General features: G+C 39.8%; 24 protein-coding genes and 1 pseudogene. 16 read left to right on the top strand and 9 right to left on the bottom strand.

Going from position 1 to position 22585, the window contains the following annotated elements; genetic code table 11:
• Window positions 1–5: 5 nt before the first annotated feature.
• A complete protein-coding gene (locus RRG12_RS10295; RefSeq protein ID WP_420758873.1) occupies window positions 6–401 on the bottom strand; it encodes a helix-turn-helix domain-containing protein in 396 nt (131 codons plus the stop codon).
• A gap of 74 nt (window positions 402–475) precedes the next feature.
• Between RRG12_RS10295 and RRG12_RS10290 the strand changes: the two are divergent.
• The 3 genes and pseudogenes from RRG12_RS10290 to RRG12_RS10280 all read left to right on the top strand — a co-directional run.
• Window positions 476–1132, top strand: a pseudogene (locus RRG12_RS10290) (hypothetical protein); the annotation flags it as partial.
• A 276-nt stretch (window positions 1133–1408) separates the two neighbouring features.
• On the top strand, window positions 1409–2149 hold the full coding sequence (locus RRG12_RS10285; protein ID WP_420759224.1) for a formylglycine-generating enzyme family protein: 741 nt from the start codon (window positions 1409–1411) through the stop codon (window positions 2147–2149).
• 50 nt (window positions 2150–2199) lie between these two features.
• The gene (locus tag RRG12_RS10280; RefSeq protein WP_420759197.1) at window positions 2200–2898 is read left to right on the top strand and encodes a hypothetical protein; all 699 of its coding nucleotides are present in this window, start codon (window positions 2200–2202) and stop codon (window positions 2896–2898) included.
• Between the two features lie 33 nt (window positions 2899–2931).
• On the opposite strand, the gene RRG12_RS10275 is transcribed toward RRG12_RS10280, so the two are convergent.
• The gene (locus RRG12_RS10275) at window positions 2932–4572 is read right to left on the bottom strand and encodes a hypothetical protein (protein ID WP_420759196.1); all 1641 of its coding nucleotides are present in this window, start codon (window positions 4570–4572) and stop codon (window positions 2932–2934) included.
• A gap of 15 nt (window positions 4573–4587) precedes the next feature.
• Complete coding sequence (locus RRG12_RS10270) at window positions 4588–6774, bottom strand: CHAT domain-containing protein (RefSeq protein WP_420759195.1); 2187 nt, start codon at window positions 6772–6774, stop codon at window positions 4588–4590.
• 45 nt (window positions 6775–6819) lie between these two features.
• On the opposite strand from RRG12_RS10270, the gene RRG12_RS10265 reads away from it, so the two are divergent.
• Window positions 6820–10998, top strand: coding sequence for a caspase family protein (locus RRG12_RS10265; RefSeq protein ID WP_420759194.1), 4179 nt, complete (start codon window positions 6820–6822; stop codon window positions 10996–10998).
• 37 nt (window positions 10999–11035) lie between these two features.
• On the opposite strand, the gene RRG12_RS10260 is transcribed toward RRG12_RS10265, so the two are convergent.
• Window positions 11036–11785 (bottom strand): sucrose-phosphate phosphatase, encoded by a 750-nt coding sequence (locus RRG12_RS10260; protein ID WP_420759193.1) that lies wholly within the window; start codon window positions 11783–11785, stop codon window positions 11036–11038.
• Between the two features lie 254 nt (window positions 11786–12039).
• Between RRG12_RS10260 and RRG12_RS10255 the strand changes: the two genes are divergently transcribed.
• Both RRG12_RS10255 and RRG12_RS10250 read left to right on the top strand, forming a co-directional pair.
• The gene (locus tag RRG12_RS10255; protein ID WP_420759192.1) at window positions 12040–12264 is read left to right on the top strand and encodes a hypothetical protein; all 225 of its coding nucleotides are present in this window, start codon (window positions 12040–12042) and stop codon (window positions 12262–12264) included.
• A gap of 2 nt (window positions 12265–12266) precedes the next feature.
• Window positions 12267–13052 (top strand): trypsin-like peptidase domain-containing protein, encoded by a 786-nt coding sequence (locus tag RRG12_RS10250; RefSeq protein ID WP_420759191.1) that lies wholly within the window; start codon window positions 12267–12269, stop codon window positions 13050–13052.
• A gap of 55 nt (window positions 13053–13107) precedes the next feature.
• Here RRG12_RS10250 and RRG12_RS10245 read toward each other — a convergent pair whose 3' ends face one another.
• A complete protein-coding gene (locus RRG12_RS10245) occupies window positions 13108–13734 on the bottom strand; it encodes an ISAzo13 family transposase (RefSeq protein ID WP_218107993.1) in 627 nt (208 codons plus the stop codon).
• Window positions 13735–13756: 22 nt separating this feature from the next.
• Entirely contained in the window at window positions 13757–14311 is a 555-nt protein-coding gene (locus RRG12_RS10240; protein WP_218107992.1) for an ISAzo13-like element transposase-related protein, read from the bottom strand.
• A gap of 209 nt (window positions 14312–14520) precedes the next feature.
• Between RRG12_RS10240 and RRG12_RS10235 the strand changes: the two genes are divergently transcribed.
• From RRG12_RS10235 to RRG12_RS10195, 9 genes are all read left to right on the top strand, one after another.
• Window positions 14521–14811 carry an AAA family ATPase gene (locus RRG12_RS10235; RefSeq protein WP_420759190.1) on the top strand — a complete coding sequence of 97 codons (291 nt, stop codon included), beginning with the start codon at window positions 14521–14523 and terminating at the stop codon, window positions 14809–14811.
• Entirely contained in the window at window positions 14804–14959 is a 156-nt protein-coding gene (locus RRG12_RS10230; RefSeq protein ID WP_420759189.1) for a hypothetical protein, read from the top strand. Before RRG12_RS10235 ends, RRG12_RS10230 begins: the two co-directional genes overlap by 8 nt.
• Window positions 14950–15588, top strand: a complete 639-nt coding sequence (locus tag RRG12_RS10225) for a Uma2 family endonuclease (RefSeq protein WP_420759188.1) — start codon at window positions 14950–14952, stop codon at window positions 15586–15588. Before RRG12_RS10230 ends, RRG12_RS10225 begins: the two co-directional genes overlap by 10 nt.
• A gap of 56 nt (window positions 15589–15644) precedes the next feature.
• On the top strand, window positions 15645–15770 hold the full coding sequence (locus RRG12_RS10220) for a hypothetical protein (protein ID WP_420759187.1): 126 nt from the start codon (window positions 15645–15647) through the stop codon (window positions 15768–15770).
• Window positions 15771–15778: 8 nt separating this feature from the next.
• The gene (locus RRG12_RS10215) at window positions 15779–15907 is read left to right on the top strand and encodes a helix-turn-helix domain-containing protein (protein ID WP_420759186.1); all 129 of its coding nucleotides are present in this window, start codon (window positions 15779–15781) and stop codon (window positions 15905–15907) included.
• A 177-nt stretch (window positions 15908–16084) separates the two neighbouring features.
• Window positions 16085–16450 carry a hypothetical protein gene (locus tag RRG12_RS10210; RefSeq protein WP_420759185.1) on the top strand — a complete coding sequence of 122 codons (366 nt, stop codon included), beginning with the start codon at window positions 16085–16087 and terminating at the stop codon, window positions 16448–16450.
• Between the two features lie 134 nt (window positions 16451–16584).
• Window positions 16585–16806: a hypothetical protein gene (locus RRG12_RS10205; RefSeq protein WP_420759184.1), complete on the top strand. Its 222-nt coding sequence runs from the start codon at window positions 16585–16587 to the stop codon at window positions 16804–16806.
• 455 nt (window positions 16807–17261) lie between these two features.
• Window positions 17262–17387, top strand: a complete 126-nt coding sequence (locus RRG12_RS10200; RefSeq protein WP_420759183.1) for a hypothetical protein — start codon at window positions 17262–17264, stop codon at window positions 17385–17387.
• A gap of 124 nt (window positions 17388–17511) precedes the next feature.
• The gene (locus RRG12_RS10195) at window positions 17512–18777 is read left to right on the top strand and encodes a hypothetical protein (RefSeq protein WP_420759182.1); all 1266 of its coding nucleotides are present in this window, start codon (window positions 17512–17514) and stop codon (window positions 18775–18777) included.
• Window positions 18778–19170: 393 nt separating this feature from the next.
• On the opposite strand, the gene RRG12_RS10190 is transcribed toward RRG12_RS10195, so the two are convergent.
• The 3 genes from RRG12_RS10190 to RRG12_RS10180 all read right to left on the bottom strand — a co-directional run bounded on the left by RRG12_RS10190 (window position 19171) and on the right by RRG12_RS10180 (window position 21714).
• The gene (locus RRG12_RS10190) at window positions 19171–19581 is read right to left on the bottom strand and encodes a hypothetical protein (RefSeq protein ID WP_069072469.1); all 411 of its coding nucleotides are present in this window, start codon (window positions 19579–19581) and stop codon (window positions 19171–19173) included.
• A gap of 73 nt (window positions 19582–19654) precedes the next feature.
• Window positions 19655–20065, bottom strand: coding sequence for a hypothetical protein (locus RRG12_RS10185; RefSeq protein ID WP_420759181.1), 411 nt, complete (start codon window positions 20063–20065; stop codon window positions 19655–19657).
• Between the two features lie 728 nt (window positions 20066–20793).
• Window positions 20794–21714 (bottom strand): SDR family oxidoreductase, encoded by a 921-nt coding sequence (locus tag RRG12_RS10180; protein WP_420759180.1) that lies wholly within the window; start codon window positions 21712–21714, stop codon window positions 20794–20796.
• Between the two features lie 137 nt (window positions 21715–21851).
• Here RRG12_RS10180 and RRG12_RS10175 point away from each other — a divergent pair, with 137 nt between their 5' ends.
• Window positions 21852–22232: a winged helix-turn-helix transcriptional regulator gene (locus RRG12_RS10175; protein WP_218107983.1), complete on the top strand. Its 381-nt coding sequence runs from the start codon at window positions 21852–21854 to the stop codon at window positions 22230–22232.
• Window positions 22233–22585 lie beyond the last annotated feature (353 nt).

Genomic DNA, 22585 nt, shown 5'->3' with positions numbered 1-22585 from the left:
TCGGGCTAGTTGGACTTCATCAGTGTATTTTTTCGTGGGGTGGAGACTTTTTTTTTGAGGTTGAGGTGAAGTTGAAAGCGAACCATCCGATTCACCGTGGCTACCCCAATTAAGACCTCTGTTTTCTCGTAAAGTCGTTCCCGCAATTCGCTTAAGGTCGCATCCGGCTGTGCTGTGACGAGTTGGCGCAGGATTTCGATCTGTTCGGCATTCAACTTTGTTGGTGTCTGCTCAGTCCGTACCTTGGGGCCTATCGTACCCAATTCTCGATGGCGTTTAAGTAAATTTTGCACAAAACTTAAAGTGACACCAAAGTTTTTAGCCAGTTTTCGTTGGGAAATGTTACCGCAGGCATAAGCATCAACAATTTTCTGACGCAAGTCGAGAGAGTAGGCTTTCATCGCCACCAATTATCTGTAGAATTGCTGTCTCCTAGTGTACTGAACTAGACTAATAACCGCTATATCATGAGCTAACTGATTTGATTCAAACTAATCTGGTGATGGTAACTCCCATGTCTTTAAAAGAGTTGCAGCAAGCAATCCGAGAACCGGCAGCGAAACTAGGACGGAAGGTAGAAGAAAATTTAATTAATGCTATTCTCCAAGACTTGGGAGTTGAGGTAGGACAACCCACACAAGAAGCTGAACCGGGAATGCTGCCTCTGTTGTCATATACTTTAGAGCAGCTTTGGCAACGACAGAAACTGAATTGGTTGAAGCTAGATAGTTATCACCAGTTAGGCGGAGTCCGAAAAACCCTAGAAAATTTGGCAGAACAAACTTACAAGGAACTTTCGGCTGAAGAACAACGGGTAACGGACTTGATTTTTATTAATTTGACTCAGTTAGGGGAAGGTACACCAGACACACGCAAGCAAGTTCCGCAACGAGATTTAATTTCTTTGGGTAAATCTGAACCGTTGGTAGAGAGAGTAATTCAAAAGCTGGCACTAGCGAAGTTAATCGTCACTAGCGAACAACGCAGAGGTGAGGAGAAAGTGGCGGTAGTGGATGTGTCCCATGAAGCTTTGATTCGCCATTGGTCAAGGTTGCAGGAGTTGCTGGATAATAATCGGGAGGCTATTAGAACTGAGCGCAGAATTCAGGCGGCAGCCGAAGAATGGGCAGATAAAGGTAAGTCTGTTGATTACTTGCTCACGGGGTTGAGATTGGCAGAAGCCGAGAAGTTTTTGCAAGAGCAAGTTGATATTGTACCACCGTCAGGTTTGAGTCGTGAGTTAATAGAGTCTAGTCAGAAAGAGCGCGATCGCATTGCTGCCGAACTGGATCGGCTAGAAAAGGAAGAATTAGAACGAGAGCGACTTGCACAACAGCGAGAATTACAACGAGAGAAACAAGCACGACGCGGTTGGCAATGGCTGGCTTTTGTACTCGGTGCGATCGCTATGGCTACTATTGGCTCATTCGTCTACCGAGAAGGATTGCGGCAGATTGCGATTAGGCAAACTGAGATGGTATCTATTTCTGGTGGCGACGCTATTATCGGCACAGACGATTCCAATGCTTATAGTAACGAAAAACCCAAAAGCTTTTTTCATCTTTCAGATTTTCAAATCCAAAAGTTTGAGGTTTCTAATCATCTTTATCGCTTTTGCGTACAAGCTGGACATTGTGATAAACCAGTTAATCCCAGTCAATTAAATGATCACAAATTTGATCAATATCCAGTAGTAGAAGTGACGGCTTTTCATGCAGCTACTTACTGTGAGTGGCTAGGTATGCGATTACCTACAGAACTTGAATGGGAAAGGGCTACACGCGGTTCTAAAGGAGAACCATGGCCATGGGGTGACAAAACTCCAGTAGCTAATTTTGCTAATATTTCTGGAAAATCTAAAAAAGGTATTGAAGTTATAAATGCTTATAAACAAGGGAGAACTAATGAAGGAGAAGTTTATAACTTAATTGGTAATGTTTGGGAATGGACTGCATCCTATTATCAGCCATCCTATAAAAACTACAATTTGGCATTGGTTTGGAAAGATTCAAAACAGCCTATTCCATCAAACTTTTCTCTAATTACTAGGGGAGGAGGATGGATGTCACAAATTGATCGAGTAACTCAACGTTTGGAGACTCCTAGCTCCTTTCATAATCCAGATACAGGAATACGTTGTGCCAATTAATATCATATCCGGTTTATTAATAGACTAAAAATATCAGGAGGAAAAGCAAGGTGTCCGAGCTTAAAAAATTAGAATTTTCAAAGCCTATTACTCGTTATGAGAGTACTGCCATATATGATAATAATCAAGGCTATAAGGTTTTTGTTAAAGCTTATGGTAGTAGCAAAAATGAAATAGAGGAACGGACTAAAAATTTATTTATATCCTTAAATATATCCACAGATGAAATCTTAGAATCAGATACAGTTGACAGTTTGATACCCGAAGCTGACAATCGGCCAGTTTTAAATTCTGAACCTAGCATTTCTACGGAAGCGGAAAATATAGAAGATATAATTCAACCTTTAGAAATTTTTGTAGACTCCCTTCTTCTAGACAATATAAATCCAGGAAGTAAACTCAAATTTGCATTTGAAAATCGATTACCCAGTATAATGTGGAGATCAATAAATGATGATACCTTACAACCTATACCTATAACAACTTTATCAAGAGAAGTTTATAAAACAAGCCCACTTACTAAGGTAGAAGCTATGATTACTGTCCAAAGAGGGAATGCTACTTTCTTCTTGTATCAATCAACAACAGGACAGGGTAATTGGGGGGACTACGTTAGAAAGATTACAGTTTCATCTAACAGTTCTGAAAATCTAATCTATAGAGTAAATCAAAATAAGTATTTTAAACTTATGGTACAGGGTCAACCTGGTACTAATTATAGTATTACAGGAAATTGGGTGGTTACTTAAAATGGATTGATTTCGTTTCAATAACAAGTTAAATTACTTGTCCTGAATCTCTCCCCCTGCCAAATTACTCAAGCTACGACTAGCGACATCTGCACTCAATCCCCAAAGTATCAATTCTAAATAATTAGAAAAGGGGTCAGCACCAAAAGTCATCCCCTTTTCTACATATAAAGCGCGTATCCCTACTAACGATAATCCTACTAACAACGTTAAAGATAACAGGGGCCGCACAATCCAAAGTGTTGTTTCTGCTCGCAACTCATTAGATACTCCTGCGATCGCTATCAAAAGTTGGCGCAACCACGCAAACCTGTCTGATTTAGTTTTCTGCCCAGCAGCAGCCAATATAGCCGCAGCCGCTTCATTTGCAGCTGCTGTCAAACTAGGATCGGGTTGTTGATCTGCTCCCATCATGACCTTGCTGAGTTGGAGAAGACTCTCCTGTATTTGTTGCAGCAATTCTTTAGCTTTATCATCGTTCTCAAATTTAATCCAGTTTCGAGCTTTACCAATTTTGGCTAATAGCCCGTTTTCACCACCCACATCAGGGTCTTGTTCCATACCTTTTAACTGCTGTTCGATTTTTCGGAGGCTAGTTAAGCAGTTAAGACGCTCTTTAATCTTAGCTAAATCTGCGTTCACTGTTTCTAAATCCATCTGAGAAACAGAATTCCTAACTTTGTTGACCATCGGACTCAGAATTTCTTGGTCTTGTTGGTCAACTTGAGCAATCATGTTCTCTACTTCGTAGACTTCCGCTAAAGCATCCGATTGGGGAATCCCCTTCTCTTGCATATATTTGAACAATCTGCCTAGAATGATACCCACCAATAAAACAAAAATTGGCATCGCTGGGCCAGTACGCATACTTAAATCCACTGGAATCGACAGTCTCCCCTCTCGACCTTCCATTGTCAAGTAGACTGTCCCCGTATATTGGTCAGGGGGAATTTGCGATCGCTTCCAGTTCAAAGGTAAGCTAATAATTTTATTAGCAGCTAAAGTTTGGGGACTTAGCGGGGATTGTACCTCGGTTTTAGTAATTTGATAGTTAGTTTGTTTCCCTTGTAAAATTACTTCAGCACTGGTAAGAAGCACAGTTGCTTGATTGGGGTTATCTAAATAAATTAGCCGTTGATCTTGGAAAGCGCTGGCGGGAAGTAATAGATCAGCTAAACCACAATCCCAACTGCATCGGACTAATTGCAACTGAACTTGTTCTGAATCTTTTACAGGTACTAATGCAGGTCTAGCTTTTGCTTTCACTGTTAAAGGAATCACCAAAGCCTCAGAGCGCTTTTGACTAGGTAAAAGTATTTCAATCTGTCCTTGATAAGTTCCTGGTAGCTTTACACCATTCAGCTTCAACTGAAAATCTTTTGGTAAACCCGCTTCTAGCTTGCGTTCCCCGATTAACTCTACCTGCTGACGACCAATTACCTCATCTCCTTCGGTTCGCTTCAAGTCTGAGGGTAGGAATGTCCAAGCTGTTATATTCCCTCCAAAAGCTGTTAACCGAATGTTGCTAATTAAGGCATTCTCTTCCCTAAGCCAACCTTTAATTTCCAAAGGCTTGTCTTTGGCATCAACTTCAATTTTGACATTAGTTTGAGCAATAGCAGGAGCAGGGCAAATGAGCAAAATCAGGAGTGCAGCAGTAATCCAGCGTTTCATGAGTAGGTCAAGCAGTTAATTATGGGCGATCGCACGAGCTAAAGCAATCTCATAAGGAGCATACAATGAATACACTAAACCCAAAGGATTGAGGTTTTGCTGAAGCATTTCTCGACGCACTGTCAGCATAGCTTGTCCTAAAGGTTCTCCGCGAAATACTCGCTTCAGCAGAGTAATGGCATAGAGTTCTGCAAATAATTCTGGTACGGGGCATTCCGTACCAATTACGCCACTAGCACCGGCCGAGCGAAAGTCATCAATTAAGCTGATGTAACTCTCCGGCCCATAATCCCCAGTAGCGCAGCCGTTGAGTAAGACTAAAGGGCGATGCTGCCAATTTACCTCGCAGGCTTCGAGAAAATTACTGGAAATTTTGTCATCGCTCAGTTGCAAGTAAGGCAGTTGTTCAGTTTCATCTATACCGCCGTGACAATAAAAGTACACAATATCTAAATCAGAACTGTAAGTTGCCCAAATATTCTCCAGTTCCATGATTTCTTCAGCTACTAGCATTTTCACGTAACCAAGTTGTTCAATTTTAGGCAGGTGGTTTTTCCAAAACCTAAAATCCCGCCAGACGTTGAAATTGATATACAAAGGTTGATTATTGGCAATTTGCCATACAAGGGTAGGCGTTTGAGAAAGTTCGCCACTTGTCCAAGCTGGAAGTTGCTCAATAGCATAGCGGTAGCCCCAAAAAGCATGGGGACAAACAACTTTGTAATTATCCTTAAAAGGACAGTCAGTACAGTCGATGTCGTGATGGAGAAAATCTTCGCAGACATGAACTTCTTTACTGGTCATTACCTTACGCTCATACAGCAACGCCCAAGGGATTGTTGCCTTTCCCAATCCTAAAATTGGGTTAATCGGGTTAACTTGGATGACACTATCGGGTTTCAAGGCGGCGCGTAATTTTTCGCCATTGTCTTCACCTAACGTTCGACCTTTGTTTTCGGGGAGTAATGAGCGATATAAATATCGTCCAGCATCAGCTAGCTGAGGTAGCCAGGTATTCAGCAACTTCATATCGCCTTGGGTTTTAAACTGATAACCCTCTTTTGTCGCCGCCATTGAGTGCAATTTTTGCCGCACTCTGGCGATCGCATTTCCTAACCCAGATTGTAAATTTGTACTATAAGATACTAATTCTTGATTTCCGTGTGTTCTGTCCAGAAAGCGTAGGTCAGTGCTACCATCTCGTGTATCAATCTGTACATCTACAGTTAAGAATCGCTCAGGTAGCAGTGCTAGCTTGTCATGAGTCAGCAAGTCAGTGGTAGTAAAGGTAATGCTAGCGGTTTGAGGTGGGCGTAGTGATTCTGGGATTTCTGCCCCTGCTACGGGGATGATGAGGACTGTAAGTTGCTTTGACTGGAGCAGATATCCGCGATATAACAAGTCCACCTGAATGTAGCCTCGACCTTCAAATAAGTTAGGTTTAACGGTGAACTGTACAATATCTGATGCACCACTGCGGGGTAAGGTTAGCTTTTTGACTGTTGCATCAATGTTAAAGTCCTTAGAAGCCACCACTAAATCTAGAGGTAGGGATTCCGAGTCATTCCACACCTGAGCCAAGGCTTGATCTGGAAATGGAGTCGGCTCATTCTCTATTCCTTTTCGTTCTGGGCTGATGTCTACAAGCAATAAATAAGTCTGTTCGTGAATTAAGGGTTCGCTGGGTGGAACAGTTATGCGAGCATCAATATTTGCAAAGTAAGTATTAAAGTAACGATAGTTTTCTACATAGTCAGAGATTTCTTGTATAAAAGGTAGCTGCTTAACAGTGTGGTCTTGGTTGGAAAGACGCAGGATGGAACTGGTAAGGCTAATTACCAGGTTTGGTTGATTGTTGGGTTCACCTTTGGTTTGACCGTCAAAGGTAATAATTTCTTTTGTCTCTCCGAATAGTTCTTTCTCTAAGTAAGCTAGGCTTGGTAACAATTCTCTAGGGATTCGGCCGTCTAAAGCGTCTAATTTGACTTTGTTAGACTGATAAATATGATTTAAGGCTAAATTTGCCTGAATTATGGCAGTTAATTCTGCTTCAATTTCAATAAACTCCCAGTCATCACTAGCGAGAGCTAGTTGCTGTCCTACATTTTGCAGAAGTCCTTGTTCATCTTTACTCAAAGGAATTTCCAGTTCTTTCAGCGCCAGTAACAGAGCTAGTAGAGTTTTGGTAACGGAAGAATTCATTAAGTTGTACTTCCACTTAATAACACAGTAGTAAAATTATCTATTATGACGCGAGATGCACTAATAATTGGTATAAATCAATATCCTCTTCTCAAGGATACACCAGCTAGTCAAGCCAAAAATCTGACTACTCCTGGAACAGATGCTGAAGCGATCGCTCGACTTTTGGAGACTTATGGCGATTTTCGCGTCACACGTTTGCCAGCCAGAAATATTAATGGGAAAGTTCAAGTTGACCCAGATAAACTCCTGAAAGCAGAAGAATTAGAAGAAGCAATAGCCAATTTATTTCTCCCAAAAAGTGGGAAACCTCCAGAAACAGCATTGTTATTCTTTGCAGGACACGGGCTACGAAAGCAGTTAAATAGTTTAACAGAAAGTTTTTTGGCAACCAGTGACGCAAGTCCAAGTAAACACTTATGGGGTATGTCGCTTCAAACACTGCGAAGAATATTACAGGAGAGTAAAGTGCAGCAACAAGTCATCTGGTTAGATTGCTGTTTTAGTGGAGAATTGCTGAATTTCAAAGATACAGAAATGGGAAGACAAGGTTCAGGATCTGACCGTTTTTTTATTGCTGCATCCCGCGATTATGAAGTTGCCTATCAGCAGTTAGATGGTAAACATGGTGTTCTTACAGGAGTGCTTTTGCAAGGACTTGACCCTCAGAAAGTTCCAGAGTACGAGTGGATAACTAACCAAAAACTAGCAGTTTCGGTGCAGCAAGATTTACAAGTTTACTATTACAAAACAAAAATTCCCCAATCTCCACTGATTAGCAATCACGGCGAACCTATCAAGCTAATAGAAGGAAGAAGTAGACAAAAATCACAACTACAACTAAAAAGTGACAATAAGCCTGTATCCCAGTCATCATCAATAGACTTAAACATCTGTAGAGAATATTTACAGGAAGCAGACAATATATTTGATATTAATTTTTTTGGGCGCACAGAGGAATTAGAAGAAATTCAGCATTTAATTCTCATAAGAAAATACCGTTTGGTTAGACTAGTTGGCATGACAGGAATTGGAAAAACTTGTTTGGCAGCTAAATTAACTGAAAGGGTGAAGAATGAATTTCAATATGTTATCTGGAAAAATCTTCGGACTGCTTCTTCTTTTGAAGATATATTAAATGACCTACTGAATTTTTTCTCAGTTAACTCAGAAAATTTTACTTTATCTTCTACTGATAGAGTTCAATGCTTGATTAATTATCTAAAAGATAATAAATGTTTGCTTGTATTGGATGATTTAACTGAGATTTTAGACGGAGATGATCTTGGAAAAGTCTATAAAGAAGGCTGGCAGCAATTTGGACGATTTTTGGAACAAACAGCACTACAGCAGCACAAAAGTAGTATATTAATAACTTGTCATGAATCTCCTCAAAATCTAGAAGAACCAAAAGTTAAAAAAAATTCTTATCAGTTCAAAGTTAAAGGCTTAAATTGTGAAGATATACAAATTAATTTATATGGCTTACATACGCAACCAGGGTCTGAAGATGATTGGGAATATTTTGTAAATTACTATGGAGGAAATCCTGGTGTCTTAGAAATTGCAGCTCGATGGATATTGAGCGAATATGATGGTGATATATCAAATTTTGTTGAATATTATTGTAAATATGGTAGCCATATTAATGCTTTTGAAGAGATTCATGAACTTTTAAATAAACAATTTATTGGGCTTAATCGTGATGAGAAGAAGGTAATGTATTTACTAGCAATAAAAAGTGAACCTATCACATCAGCAGAGGTTAATTCAGCAATATCTAGCAAGAATATTTCTATAGAGAAATTAAAAAATCTTTCTTTGATTAAAGAGACTGCTTACGGTTATACTCAAGTACCGATGGTTATGGATTATGTAACTGAAAGAATTGTTAATGAAGTCGTTGATGATATTTGTAATCAAAATTCGCAATTAATTAATGATTATCCTCTTCTAGATGCCCAAGCAAAAGACTATATTAAAGATATCCAAAAACGTCGTATTATTCAGCCAATTATAGACAGACTGTTACACCAAGATAAAATGGTTGGTCAATACCCAATACAAGAACGCCTAAACTTAATGCTTTCAAGTTGGCGGCAAAAACATCCAATCAAAGGCAACATAGGTGGAAATATTATCAATCTACTTTTGCAATTAGATGTAAACTTAAAAAATACTAATTTCTCTAATATTCCTCTTGGGTATGTTGACTTGCATGATAAGGATTTACAGGGAGTTGATATTAGTAATTCTGACTTATCTCATGCAAATTTTGCTGAAAATTTAGGTTGTATTGATTCAATAGCATTCAGCTATAATGGAGAGTATTTCGCTACAGCAGAAACTAATGGTAATATTCGATTGTGGCAAACTAAGATTTACAAGCAAGTTCGTTTATTCAGTGATGAACAAAGCAATAGCCAAATTTGGTCAATAGCTTTTAGCCCTGATGGAACTATTCTAGCCAGCGCTGGAGAAGATAAAACTATAAGATTGTGGAATGTTACGACAGGAGAGAAAATTAAGGAAATTAAGGATAATCAATGTGTTTATTCAGTTGCTTTTACTCAAGATGGCAAAATTCTAGTAAGTGCAGGCGATGAACGTATTGCTATATGGAATGCTAGTTCTGGCAATCTTCATCAGGAAATATCAATACTTAACCAAGTAAGTTCTATTGCAATTAATAAACACGATATTTTAGCTAGTGCTTGTCAAGATGGAACTGTAATATTATGGGATATAAAAAATGTTACACATCCTGCACCTTTATATACATGGAGGGAACATACTAAAACAGTACGTTGTGTAGTTTTTAATCATGATAGTACTACTGTTGCTAGTGGAAGTGAGGATGGAACTATTAAGTTATGGAAAATAAATTCTGAAAAATCTTTTACAACTCTCAATAAGTCTGAAATAAAGCAGGTATGGACACTTGCTTTTAGTAAGGACGGTAAAATTCTTGCCAGTGGTAGTAGTGACGAAAATCCCAGTGGCATTGATGAACATCATAATATACGTTTGTGGAATATTGAGAATGGTGAATGCTTCCGAAAATTAGGTGCACATAAAAATCAGTTACGTGCAGTTTCTTTCTGTCCTCAAGATAAACAATCTAATCTACTGGTTAGCGGTGGAGATGACCATACAATAAAAATTTGGGATGTTAATACAGGGAAACGTCAAAAAACTATACAAGGATATACCAATCGAATTTGGTCTGTTGCATTTAGCCCATGTGGTAAAAAACTTGTAATTGGTAGTGAAGATAACAGAATACGTATATGGGATATTCAAAATAAACAGTATATTCAAAAACTACTCAAGCATACGGATTGGGTTTGGTCAGTAGTTTTTAGCCCAGATGGAGAAATGATTGCTAGTGGTAGTGAGGATAATACTATACGTCTTTGGCAACTTAAAAATGGACAATATATATATAAAGATGTTTTGAGAGAACATACAGATAGAGTTCGAGTAGTCGCTTTTAGTCCAGATGGCAAAAAATTAGTTAGTGGTGGTAACGACCGTAAAGTAATTTTATGGGATTTAAGTAAGTCTAAATATTCCAACAAAATACTAGGTGAGACTCTTGATGGATGGCCTCGAAATGAACATACTCGTCGAATTTTGTCATTAGCTTTTAGTCCAAATGGCAATTTTATCGCTAGTAGTAGCCGCGATAAAACTATCCGTCTGTGGAACTTACATACCGATGAAGTCAAGATTTTGGGAACGCATGATAATCAAGTACATTCAATTGCTTTTAGTCCAGATGGTAATACTTTAGTCAGTGGAGGTTTTGATAATAAATTGAAACTATGGGATATCAAAAAGCAAGAATGTATCTATTCTTTTGAAGAACATGAAGATAGAATACTTTGTGTGGCGTTTCATCCTGGTGGTATAGGTTTAGCCAGTAGTGGACATGATAAAACAATTCGTCTATGGAGTATTAAGACTAAAAAGTGTATTCATATTCTAAGGGGACATAGAGGAGCTATTGAATCTATTCGCTTTTGTCCGAAAGGCGGTATCCTAGTGAGTAGTAGCCAAGATCAAACTATCAAGATATGGGATACATGGGCAGGTGAATGTATAGATACATTAGAACCAGATAGTAAACCTTATGAAGGTATGAAAATTTCTGGTGTTAAAGGTTTAAATGAAGCTCAACTGACGACTCTTATAGCTTTAGGTGCTATAGCTGAATCATAATTAAAAATTTAATTATACAAAATTTTTTAATTAAATATTAAATAAAACTATGGTGACGTAGACCTTCTAAAATACCCTTTGCGTAGAATAATGTTGCAAGATAATGATAATCAGCTTTGTTTAGTTCATACCATTTACGTAATTCAGGACGTGCATTTCCTACAATAATGCCCCGTTCTTCTCCCACACTAAATAAAGCAATATCATTACCTGAGTCGCCACAAACAACAGTTTTTTCAGCATCAAGTTTCCATTTATGTTGTAGATACTTAACAGCTAAACCTTTATCAGCATCAAAAGGTAATATATCGAGGTCTTTACCACCACTATAGATTAAATTGAATTTTATATTTAGATTTTCGAGTGAATACTTAAGTTGTGGCAAGATTTCTGTTGCGGCTTCTTCTTTAAGAAGGTAGCTAACTTTAAAAGGACGCTGTTCAGATGTTTGCTGAGGTATCAGTTCCGCAAACTTCCTAGCTGTTTCTGCGATTAAATCACGATTCCAACCTACTGATAACTTTTTAGACCATTCTGTGTCAGAAGTCTCATAATTAGAGTTGAAGTATATTTCAGTTCCTACAGAAGTAATTAAAGCATCGGGGTTTAACAGGGCTTTTTCTGTTGCTAACTGCTCATATAACGTTAACGAACGCCCTGTTGCGTAAACTATCTTTGTTCCATAGGTTTTTCGATGCCTATCTAACTCACCATTGAGTTCCTCTAATGCGCGATCATCACCCACAAGTGTATGGTCTAAATCAGTTACAAATAGGAATGGCTTCATAATTAGTTGTTTGTGCTGCAAGCTGATTTTTTGTTAAAATTTATTAATTATACATACAAATGAAAATTATTCATATTTCTGTTTTTTGAGAATCCACAAAATAAATATACTTTAAGTAGCTTTTTTAGCTCTAACTTTTTATTGATCTTTAAGAAAGTCACAAAACAATATGAGTATAACTTATCATTTGTCGATTATGATCTGATGGTTGTAATCTATACATTTAGTCAAAAACTTATTTTCACATTGTTCACATGAGCCGAGATGCTTTGGTAGTAGGTATCAACAAGTATCCTTTCCTTAAAAATTCAGCAACAGGTAACTACAAGCATCTTACTACCCCGGCATCTGACGCAGAAGCGATCACTCAACTTCTAGAAACCCACGGGAATTTCCGAGTCAAGCGCTTTCCAGCCAGCAATATAGATGGGAGATTGCAGGTTAACCCAGATAAACATCAGTTTCATAGGATACAGTAACCGTGACCGTACAGCTATCCACACCTGACTTCCAGTGCCTTACCCGCATCGTACAGAATTTACCCGACTTTGCTAACGTGCGCGATCGCCGTCGTTTAGTCGCAGGTGCATTACAAGGTGTAGCCCAAGCAGATATTATCCTGGCGCGGTTAGATTTGGATGGTGCGCCAATGGGTGTTTCTGTGGAAGTGGTGCGATTTTTAGCTCAATTTGGACGAGTTGCTTACGATAAAGAAGCCCTCGCTGTCTTCCTCAACTATATTCAGCCTTACACTGGGGATGAAGATAAAGACTTTATCGTAAGTAAATTAATGCGGCGAGATGACCGCGTGGCAATTATTCAACATCCTGGCGGTCATTTGAAGAAAATTTCCATACAGAATAACTTTGTTGCTTACACCGATAATAAAGTATTGCAATATACTACTAGTACAGAACCAGGTTCATCGGGGTCGCCTGTTTTCGATGATGATTTTCAGGTGGTTGGTATTCACCATAGCGGTGGTAGTGTTTGTAAATCACAAGTCATGCTAGCAAAGGAATTTGATGAACCGGAATATCCCCGAATTCCCCTCTACTTGCCACCCCTTAGTCTGTTTCCACCCGATATCTTAAAAGATTGGTTAAGGGATATGAAAGTCTTTCGTGATTTGCAGATCCCTGCTGATTTAACTTATCAGCGATTATGGGAAAAGTCCGATAACGGCATTCCTCAATTTGTCTATGAAGAAATTTGCACGCACTTTGATTTGAGTTGGGAAGGAGGCTTGGCGAAATGGTTGATTTAGCAAGTGTACTCACCGCCAATGGTAAGGAATATGGATTAAATAAGATCCAGAATTATCACACCTGTGGCTTGGCAGTATAATTCCATTGGGGCAAATAATCATCAAACACAATTTTCATCGTTTGCTTGAAATCCCCTGTGACTTTGCGACCTGTTTTATATACCTGAGTCAAGATAGTTGTAAACACCTTCAGACCAGTTTGGGTCTTGGCATTTGCCATCAAGTTTTTAACCATTTCGACCGAATCGAAAATCACGCCCTGACAAACACGGGTCAGATGTGGAAACAGCCGATGCTCAATAGGGTTGTATTTGGAAGTGTAAGGGGGATAGTGAGCAATGCGGATTTCAATACCGAGTTCGTTGACCAAGGCTTGCAAATCTTGTTTGAACAAATATTGTCGGGAACTATTGCTGCCACCACCGTCACACATCAGGAGAATCGAACTCGCCGACCGATAATGCACCGCGCCATAGTTTTGCCACCAATAGCGAATGGAATCACAGGCAAATTCACCCGTATCATGGCTAGTACCAATCTGGATGTAACCAACGTTTTGTGTCAGGTCATACAAGCCATGTGGAATAGCCACTCCATCTGCCAGAGATTTCCAATCATGGTCGAATACCTCAATCTCTTCAGTTGTATACATTCGTCCCGGACGATACAACTTTCCAATCAATTCTTTTTTTTTGTATCCATGCTCAAAACCGGATTGCCTGCGGCCTGATAAGACACAATGATATGTGTTCAATGTTTTCAAACTGTTCATTGCGCTGTGGATGTTCCCCTGTTGCCAGCCGTTTCTGGGCTTTGCGTTTACGGTAGTGGTAACGTTCAAGCAGTTGGTCTACGACGGTGACACTAACACTGATTCCCTCCGCAGTCAAAAGCAGAGCGATTTCTTGTCGAGTTAGGTTAGTCCATTTCACTGTTTCATCCATTGGTGAGCCTGCCGTATATTCAGCAACTACTTTTAGAAATGCTGCATCTAGACCCTCGATAGTTTCAACCTTAGACTTGCGTCCTCCTCCACTGCGACGAATCTCACTCATGTTCATCGCTGTTTCATCTTCCAGTTCCTTCAACCCAAACCGAATGGTGTCGTCATCACACCCAAATAGTTGACTGATGTAGTTAATTCCCCCCCATCCCAGTTTTAGAGCTTCAATCGCTGCATAACGACGACGATCTTTCTCTGACAAGGACTGGTAAAGACGTTGCATTTTTGCTTCGACTTCGGATGAGTAGGAATTCATATTACACACAGGATACCTATAGATAACTTCAGCCTATCATTGCATCCTCAATTTCTGGATCTTATTAAATCCACGTTCCTAAGCAATATTATGCAGGCAAGCCAATTTCATCCCAGGAGTGCCAAAAATCTGGGCTTTCTCCTTACTTACCATCACCCGAACTCATCGGAGCTGTTAATCTTGCCATTTTCTTAGAAAAACGTCCCCTATTGCTCAAAGGTGAACCGGGATGCGGTAAAACCACTTTAGCGCAGGCGGTAGCTTACGAGTTGGGTTTACCCTACGAAACTTGGTATATTAAGTCTACAACTAGAGCCAGGGATAGACTCTACACTTACGACGCTGTTGGTCGTTTGCACGATGCTCAACTTGCTCGCATAGGGGAAGCTAGCAATTCCAAAGTCGAGAATTTAGACAATTACATCAAACTGGGGCCTTTGGGACGTGCGTTTAAAAATGAACAACGCACTGTAGTGCTGATTGCTGAATCCGATGCCTAGTGAATGCTGGCGGCAAACTACGGCTGAGGAAATTGCCCGTTTTGTGCAGATGTTTGAAATGAGTCCGCAGGGGATGAATGCGGCAATTAGTGTGTTGCGGGGTCGATATATTGTAGTAAAAGAGTTGGATGAATCTTTATGCTTTTAGAGTTAAGACAATTGAGGATTCAACCGGGACAGCAACTGTTACTTGAGGACGTTAGCTGGCAGCAATTTGAAAATATTTTGGCGGAATTAGGAGAACATCGCGCAGCCAGAATTTCCTATAGTCATGGTTTTTTAGAAATTATGGTTCCCTTACCCGAACATGAAAAAGCCAAAGAAATTATTGGCGATATAGTCAAAATTTTACTGAATGAACTAAGTATCAATTATGATGCTTTAGGTTCAACTACCTTAAAAAGTGAAAAAATGAGTCAGGGAGTAGAACCGGATACTTGTTTTTACATTCAAAATCAAGCGGCAGTTATTGGTAAAAATCGCATAAATTTAAGTGTAGACCCACCCCCAGACTTAGCCATAGAAATTGATTTAACTTCTCGCACGCAATTGGATAATTACCAAATTTTGAGAGTACCAGAACTTTGGCGATATGGAAAACAAGGCTTACAAATTAACATCTTGCAAGGTGGAAAATATGTAGAGTCAAATTTTAGTCCTACTTTTCCAGATATTACGATAATTGAGCTAGTAAATCAATATGTCCAGCAAAGTCAAGTTGTTGGTAGCAGCCAAGCAATTCAAGCTTTTAGAAATTGGCTGCGGGATAATATTTAATTGTGCCTTTTATTTGGAATGAGTTATTTGCAATGGCAGTTAGTTGAGGTTATTTGATGCCTACCACAAACAAGGAGCGGGAAATACGAATCGCCCAAAGAAGGGTTGAAGGGTTTGCCCAGCAGTTTGGGGAAGCACATCGCAACTTGTATAGCGGCACGGAATGTTGGCACAGAGATTGAGTGAGAGGGTGGGGGAGGTATTAAGCTTGACTGTTGCCCAAGTTGCCCAAGCTGTTGGCTATTCTCACCTGAGTCACTTTGCTGCTGCCTTTAGAAAAAAATTTGGGGTAAATCCCAGTACTTATAGACAAAAATAGTCCTTCTATGGATAAACAAAGTCCGTCTATGGATAGACTCAGCACCTACATAACCATAAAGATATTTGAAAGGTAGTTGAAAACTATTCTTAACTAGCAGGTTAAAACTCTAGTTGTAATTTGCTTTTTGGTGTCATGTAACTGTGATTTTGGTGTGAGATCGCCACAGCTTTAAAAATGGCTGTGTTTGAGCAAGATTTAGCGATTATGAATGAAGGACTAGAAACTTTGGTTGGTTCTAAAGGTGTACGGCTTTCTGGTGGACAAATACAACGGGTAGCAGCAGCACGGATGTTTGTGCGTCAATCGGAATTGTTGGTGTTTGATGATCTATCCAGTGCCTTGGATGTGGAAACAGAATTGGCGTTGTGGTCGCAAATATTTGTTAAAAGCACAGAGCCAGATCAAAATAATTGGACACCTACCTGTCTTGTAGTGTCTCATCGTCCTTCTGTATTGCGCCGCGCTGACCAGATTATTGTGATGAAAGCTGGTAGAGTGCAAGCACAAGGGAAGTTTAATGAAATTTTTAGCCATGAATAACAGAACGATGTTTAACCCTCTTCTAAGAAACCAGATTTGCTGAGGGTTGAGGAATAAGTTCAAAACCAAAAGCAATCGCTTTCTTGTAGAGGTTATTAACCATTCGCTCTCGGTAACGCTGCTCATAATAATCCATGCCAGGATCATTTGCTGGCAGAGGAGTTAAACAGTTCTTTGGTATTAATCGTGCTATTAATAACGGCGATTTGCGTGGTTGGGGAGAAATAGAAGCAAAAGCTGAGTACTTTGATGCTGCAAAAAGTAGAATTGGAAAAACAGTAGATATAACAGGCATAACAGTTCGTGGCTTTAAGAATGCAGGTGAGATATCCCTATTCAGAATACCCGGAAAGTGACAGAAGGGAGATAACCCCGGATCAAGGCAGATTAATTAAATATCTAAAAAAATGGCAAGTTTATCAAAAGATTATTCATTGCAATATAATAGTTAACCCAAATTAAATTTTTTATACAAACATTTCAGTTAATTTTTTAAGTGAAATCTAAAAATATCTACAAGTTTGATAAATATATCAAAATATTTTGCATTGTCCTTCAAAATTAAATTATATAAACTTTAGATGTAAGTAACATTGATAAAAAATTTCTTATCTACATGTGGAGATAACTAAGTAATCTAGTAGCTACTAACTAGTGTTGGTAACGTTCAAGTCATTAAATAAACTTAAGCTTTGTCTATTTAATGTTGCAATACTAACGAAATTTTTATCCAATAACGAGGATTGATCTAATAGCAGAAAATTCAAGTAATAGTGGGAGCAATTAAATTTCACAATCACCCTTCGGTCGATTGGAAGGAGTTCTCAGTAAAGAAGACCTCACCAATATATTTAGTGGTATTGGTAATGGAGAAGGTGGTGGTACTGGTGGACTAAAACTCTTTACAGGTAGGAATTTAAGCAATATTTTCTGTTAGTTTGACAGCAAAATTATTAAAGCCTTTATTTTAGAGAGATTTTGGGTTTAGTAAATTTTTAATTGGTATAAAAAGTAGTAAATTATCCATAAATTTTTAACTAAAAATAGGAAAATTAGTGCCAATGGAAGAGTCTGCTGTCAATCCCTTTAATGGTGGAGTTAATCCCTTAAGTGCAGGTGTCCCTAACAGCGTTGGTTCCTTTGCAGCTAATGTCAGTTTGTCTGCTGAAGGCAGCCCGTTGATAGGTGGTAGTAATCGGTTATTAAGTAACGGTAACAATCCCATTCCAGGTAGCGGTATCAACCCCTTTGCAGGCGATGCTGGCAGTGGGCTTCAGCAATTAATATTTGATCGATTAAAGTCAATTTTAGGTGATAACTTTTTCAAAGGTATTGATAACACATTGGCAGGAGGTAGTAACCCGTTTGCAGGCAGTGTTTATCCAATTCCAAGTGGGGCTACCAACCCATTTGCAGGTAGCAGTAATCCTATAGCAGGTGCTAGAAGTCTGCTTCAACAATCGCCTTTCGATCCATTGAAAGAAGTCCTTGGTAACAACATACCCTTTAGTAACGGTGGGAATACATCTAATCCTGGTAGCCAAACCTTTAATAAGGACAACGCACCGATTGGTAATGGTAATAAGAATCTTGGTAGTAATAATGCAACTATTGGTAATTTTAACTCGGATTATGGCAGTAACAGCGTAACCATTGGGAATGGTAACTGGAACTTTAATAATGACAACGTAACCATTGGTAATGGCAACTGGCTATTTGGAAATAGTAATACAACTCTTGGTAATGGCAACTGGTATTGGGACGACGGAAGTAATAATTCAACATTAGGTAATGGTAATTGGCACTTCGGCAGTGACAACGCAACCATTGGAAACGGCAATTGGGACTTCGGTACTAATAACACAATTATTGGTAATGGGAACTGGGTTTTTACCAGTGGAAATAAAATTATTGGTAATGGCAATTGGTTGGCGAATACTAACAATACAACAATTGGAAACGTCAATAATCTCAGCAGTTTAGAGTTATCCTCATTAGGGATCAAGACTGATGTTAACAATCTGATAGACTCTCTTATAGGTAAAATAGGTCAAAATTTTCTTGAGTTCATAGGAGATTTTGATGAATCGAGTAGCCAAACGTTTAACCGCCTCATCCCTTCTAAAAGTGTTGGTAATGACACTAATATATCTGGCGATATTGAGCAACTTTTGGAATCACTCAGCCCAATTCAAGGAAATTTCATCAATTATCAGCCTGTGCAAAACCCTCAGCCTGTCCCAGAATCTGTTTCTTCAGTATCGTTGATAGTAATGGGACTTCTGTGTTTGCTGTTGTCACTGTTCAAAAAACAACAACACTGTTAACGTAAATTCAATCCTTCTAAGCCAATACGGTTCAGTTAAGGCTGAAAGTGATGTAAATTAGGCATTGTTTTGTTTTTATGAGCAGGATAATTGAATTGGCGATGTCTATGTTTAGTGAAGTGAATAACTCAGTAGAGTATTTTCGTGATAGTCACTGCCCTTAAGAAATTGTCTTGTCTTGTTGCAACCCAACAAAACCTCGTTCTAATAACATGAATTGAAAACTGTGCCTGCCCTGTCAAGAAATACTGTGCCTGCGGTGGTCACTGAGCTTGCCGTACCGCTTCCCTACAGGACGCTACGCGAACGTCGAAGCAAGCTAGCAAGAGCGTCTCGTAGAGAAGTGCGGGCTACGCTTACGTACTTCTTGAAATATCTATAGTTGTGCTTCTCTCAATTGTAATCGTTGCCATTAGGAGCAGACAGTTGAATTACCTCCGAAAAACGTGAATACTTAACCGCATCGGTAGGAGGATAATCTGCCGACACTGCAATTAACCCAATTTTGACATCCTCGAAATAAATCACACCTCCAATACGCCCTTCAATTTGAAAAGCTCCATGAAAAAAATGATACGGAGCTATGTAGATCAGCAAACAGTCACTAATCTTTATTGCCCTGTCAAACATCTGCTGACAAGTTTTTTGGAGGACAGCATCTAGATATTCATTATAGGCAGGCTCACCCATGTCAGTGAATTCTAGATGATCCGCAAAATGATCCATATAAAATAGCCAGATATCGGACAAGTCTGCGTCATTCGTGAGTTTTTGCTTAAGTTCTTGCAATCGGTCGATATTCATATTGAGAATATTGAGGATATGGGGCAAACAGACAGTACTGGTGACGTACCTACACTTCTTGATTACATAGTGATTACTGTGTAACAGGTGTACCGTTTAAAGTCATCACAGGATTGCGATCGCAAAGGCTAATATCAGCTTTCCAACGGGAGGGGAATTTTGAATCAATGAAAGTGACTTTAAATCTGCCCCAATGATAGGTAGGTTTCCCATCTGCCCCTTCTCTATAGGTATCGCAACGTACCGATGAAGACTTTTGTACCCAATAACCATTGTATGAACCTCGGTCATTAAACACTCCTGCTAAACCATCAATGAAGATTACTCCATCGCTACCATACCGCCACACGGCAGTTTTATTACGATCTTCTTGATAAACCACTTTATATTCTTCCGTTTTCCAAACCTCATCTGCTAGAGCTTTTTGAGGCGCAGCAGTGCAAATCAATAAGGCGTATGTCAGGAGAACATAGTTCTTTTTCATAAAATTGACTTTGAGCAATTTAAAATTTGGCATGAATTACGAAGTCAATTTTCTCACATTTTTATGTACTTATTGCGAACAAAGAAGCAAGCCGGAGCTGTCTTCGTATCCTTTGAAGAAGGTTTAAGAAGAGCTTATCGCTTCCAGCTACAGGTAATTCAGTACAATCTTGAGTAGAGGCATATGCGTCCAAGGTCAGCATTAGTAGCAAGAGACAAGTATTGTGGCAATGAAAGCCCTTTTCCCAAAGGAAGACGCTTGCGAATAGGGCTTTTATCGACGGCGCTTGCATTTGATTACGAGTTCATGCCTTATCCATCTTTTTTAACAAGGGCAATCTGAGTTGAAGGATATACCAAATAAATTATTTTATCCAGTGTATATATTCACTTTATTTACTAGCTTTTGCTGTGTCCTGTTAATCACAGATGAATTTCAAAATTGGAATTGGAGCGGTGCTTATACAGCTTTTGGGCAAAATCTTCTCATGTCCATTCTCTTTATTGATATGTTGACCAAACGTAATTTGGATGGGTAATTTCTGCAAATTTGCAATATTTTTAGTTGTTTAAGATGTTTTTAAACTCTAAACTTTAACCTGGTTTAACCTTACTAATGTAATATCTGCGCTCTCTTATTGCTTTTTTACCCAAAGTCAACACCCTAGCTGGGAGGTGAAGAATCAGTACCTCCAAATTTCGTAATGTTGATTTGTTCTCGCTTGGGCATCAGACGGTCGGGATCGTTCCTCCGTCAATGACATATTCAGCGCCTGTGATGTAAGAGGCGCGGTCAGACACCAGAAAAGCGACAAGCTCCGCGACCTCTTCGGGGCGGCCCGGTCGTCCAATCGGGATTCCTCCGAGTGAGTCCATCAGTCCTTGACGTTCAGCATCAAGGTCAGTGCCGGCCTTCTGAGCTAATGTCTCGATGAGTCTCTCAGCCGCCTTCGTTTCGATGAAGCCGGGCGCAACGGTGTTGACACGCACCCCATAGGAGGCAACTTCGTTTGACAGCCCTTTGCTGTATGTTGTCAGCGCCGCTTTTGCCGCCGCATACGCTAATGTCGCGTCGTGAAGTGGGAGCCGACGCTGGATAGACGAGATATGGATGATGACACCTGACTTCTGTTTAAGCATCCGGGGCAGAAATGCCCGATCCAAACGGACGGTGGCGAATAAATTGTCATTGAATGCCTGCTGCCAATCCCCATCTGTCAGAGCAAGCGCGCCACCACTTGGCGCAGAGGAGCCGCCGACATTGTTAATTAAAATGTCCACACTGCCGAAACGAGCGAATACTTCCTGCACAAGTTTGTTCGCCCCATCGGGTGTGCTGAGATCAGTCCCTATGAACAGGTCAGGCGATTGAAGGTTTTCGGGAATTGAACGAGCGGTAGTCATGACCGTTGCACCGGCTTGCCTCAGTCGTGTAGCGATCGCTTCGCCTATGCCTTTTGTCCCGCCTGTTACCAAAACTTTTTTGCCGAGTAGTTCGGTGGAATCAATTCGTATGTTTGTATTTGTATTCATGTTGAATATGTTTGTATTTGTGTTCATGTTGAAATTATCGCGCAGTGGTAACAGGCTGAAAATACTGATAATGAAGTCCAAAGGAGATAAAATTATCCCTATGACAATTTGATACAATGAATTTTGTTAGGGGATGTCTGAGAAGTATCAAATATCACTCATGCGTTAGTACATTAAGTACCCCCCCAGCTCTGCTGGGGGACTCCCAGAGTTTGACATTTTAAAATGGATAAAGTCGAGCTTAGGATGTGGCGATGATGTACAAAAGAAAGATTCCGATAGAACTGAATTGCGGGCTCGATCTCGTCAGGGAAGTCTTGTACGGTAAGTGGAAAATCCACCTCATCTATTTTATTTCGCAAGGTATTAAGCGCCCCGGCGACTTAGAAAGAAAGATTCCGGGAGTAACCCGTAGGGTGTTGCACGTGCAGTTGAATCAACTGGAAGGACACGGGCTGATTTCCAAAAAGATTTACGCCGAGTTGCCCCCCAAGGTTGAATACACATTAACCGAGTTTGGAGAAACTTTACTGCCGGTGATCGAGGCGTTGGGAAAATGGGGTGACGATCATCAAGAGCATTTGCGCCGGGTGATTGCTCAATCTCAGGCAAACGGGAGCAACGCGATTTTGTGAGGTCAGACAAAAAAGGTGCGATGCCTTCGGCGGGCTACGCCTACGCTAAAACTTACATTTGTGTATGAAGTAGTTTTATTTGCAATTAATATACGTAATTGTACGTTGAAGGAGGCAGGAGGTTTTTTCACTTATAGGATTCAAACTAGGCTGTTGACTTTGTGCATTTTTCGGGAATTTTTGGGAAAATTATTCGTGTTATTTTTTGCATGAAGTCTTACGGGCTAAATGGTACAGAGTCAACACCCTAGATTCAAACCCCTCATGAAAAAGAGCCACAAAACTAGAATTTTTGGAGTTCTTGTCTTAAACCCAAGACCCTATGGTCGCGGGCTGTTACAGATAGCGTAGCG

Source organism: Nostoc sp. CALU 546 (assembly GCF_048836525.1).
The sequence above is the reverse complement of the archived record's forward strand: the minus strand, read 5'-3'. Positions and strand labels throughout refer to the sequence as shown.

Coding starts and splice junctions, on each gene's coding strand:
- RRG12_RS10295 (WP_420758873.1), bottom strand. CDS start 401: ATGAAAGCCTACTCTCTCGACTTGCGTCAGAAAATTGTTGATGCTTAT.
- RRG12_RS10285 (WP_420759224.1), top strand. CDS start 1,409: ATGGCTACTATTGGCTCATTCGTCTACCGAGAAGGATTGCGGCAGATT.
- RRG12_RS10275 (WP_420759196.1), bottom strand. CDS start 4,572: ATGAAACGCTGGATTACTGCTGCACTCCTGATTTTGCTCATTTGCCCT.
- RRG12_RS10270 (WP_420759195.1), bottom strand. CDS start 6,774: ATGAATTCTTCCGTTACCAAAACTCTACTAGCTCTGTTACTGGCGCTG.
- RRG12_RS10265 (WP_420759194.1), top strand. CDS start 6,820: ATGACGCGAGATGCACTAATAATTGGTATAAATCAATATCCTCTTCTC.
- RRG12_RS10260 (WP_420759193.1), bottom strand. CDS start 11,785: ATGAAGCCATTCCTATTTGTAACTGATTTAGACCATACACTTGTGGGT.
- RRG12_RS10255 (WP_420759192.1), top strand. CDS start 12,040: ATGAGCCGAGATGCTTTGGTAGTAGGTATCAACAAGTATCCTTTCCTT.
- RRG12_RS10240 (WP_218107992.1), bottom strand. CDS start 14,311: ATGAATTCCTACTCATCCGAAGTCGAAGCAAAAATGCAACGTCTTTAC.
- RRG12_RS10230 (WP_420759189.1), top strand. CDS start 14,804: ATGCCTAGTGAATGCTGGCGGCAAACTACGGCTGAGGAAATTGCCCGT.
- RRG12_RS10225 (WP_420759188.1), top strand. CDS start 14,950: ATGCTTTTAGAGTTAAGACAATTGAGGATTCAACCGGGACAGCAACTG.
- RRG12_RS10220 (WP_420759187.1), top strand. CDS start 15,645: ATGCCTACCACAAACAAGGAGCGGGAAATACGAATCGCCCAAAGAAGG.
- RRG12_RS10210 (WP_420759185.1), top strand. CDS start 16,085: ATGGCTGTGTTTGAGCAAGATTTAGCGATTATGAATGAAGGACTAGAA.
- RRG12_RS10205 (WP_420759184.1), top strand. CDS start 16,585: ATGCCAGGATCATTTGCTGGCAGAGGAGTTAAACAGTTCTTTGGTATT.
- RRG12_RS10195 (WP_420759182.1), top strand. CDS start 17,512: ATGGAAGAGTCTGCTGTCAATCCCTTTAATGGTGGAGTTAATCCCTTA.
- RRG12_RS10190 (WP_069072469.1), bottom strand. CDS start 19,581: ATGAATATCGACCGATTGCAAGAACTTAAGCAAAAACTCACGAATGAC.
- RRG12_RS10185 (WP_420759181.1), bottom strand. CDS start 20,065: ATGAAAAAGAACTATGTTCTCCTGACATACGCCTTATTGATTTGCACT.
- RRG12_RS10175 (WP_218107983.1), top strand. CDS start 21,852: ATGATGTACAAAAGAAAGATTCCGATAGAACTGAATTGCGGGCTCGAT.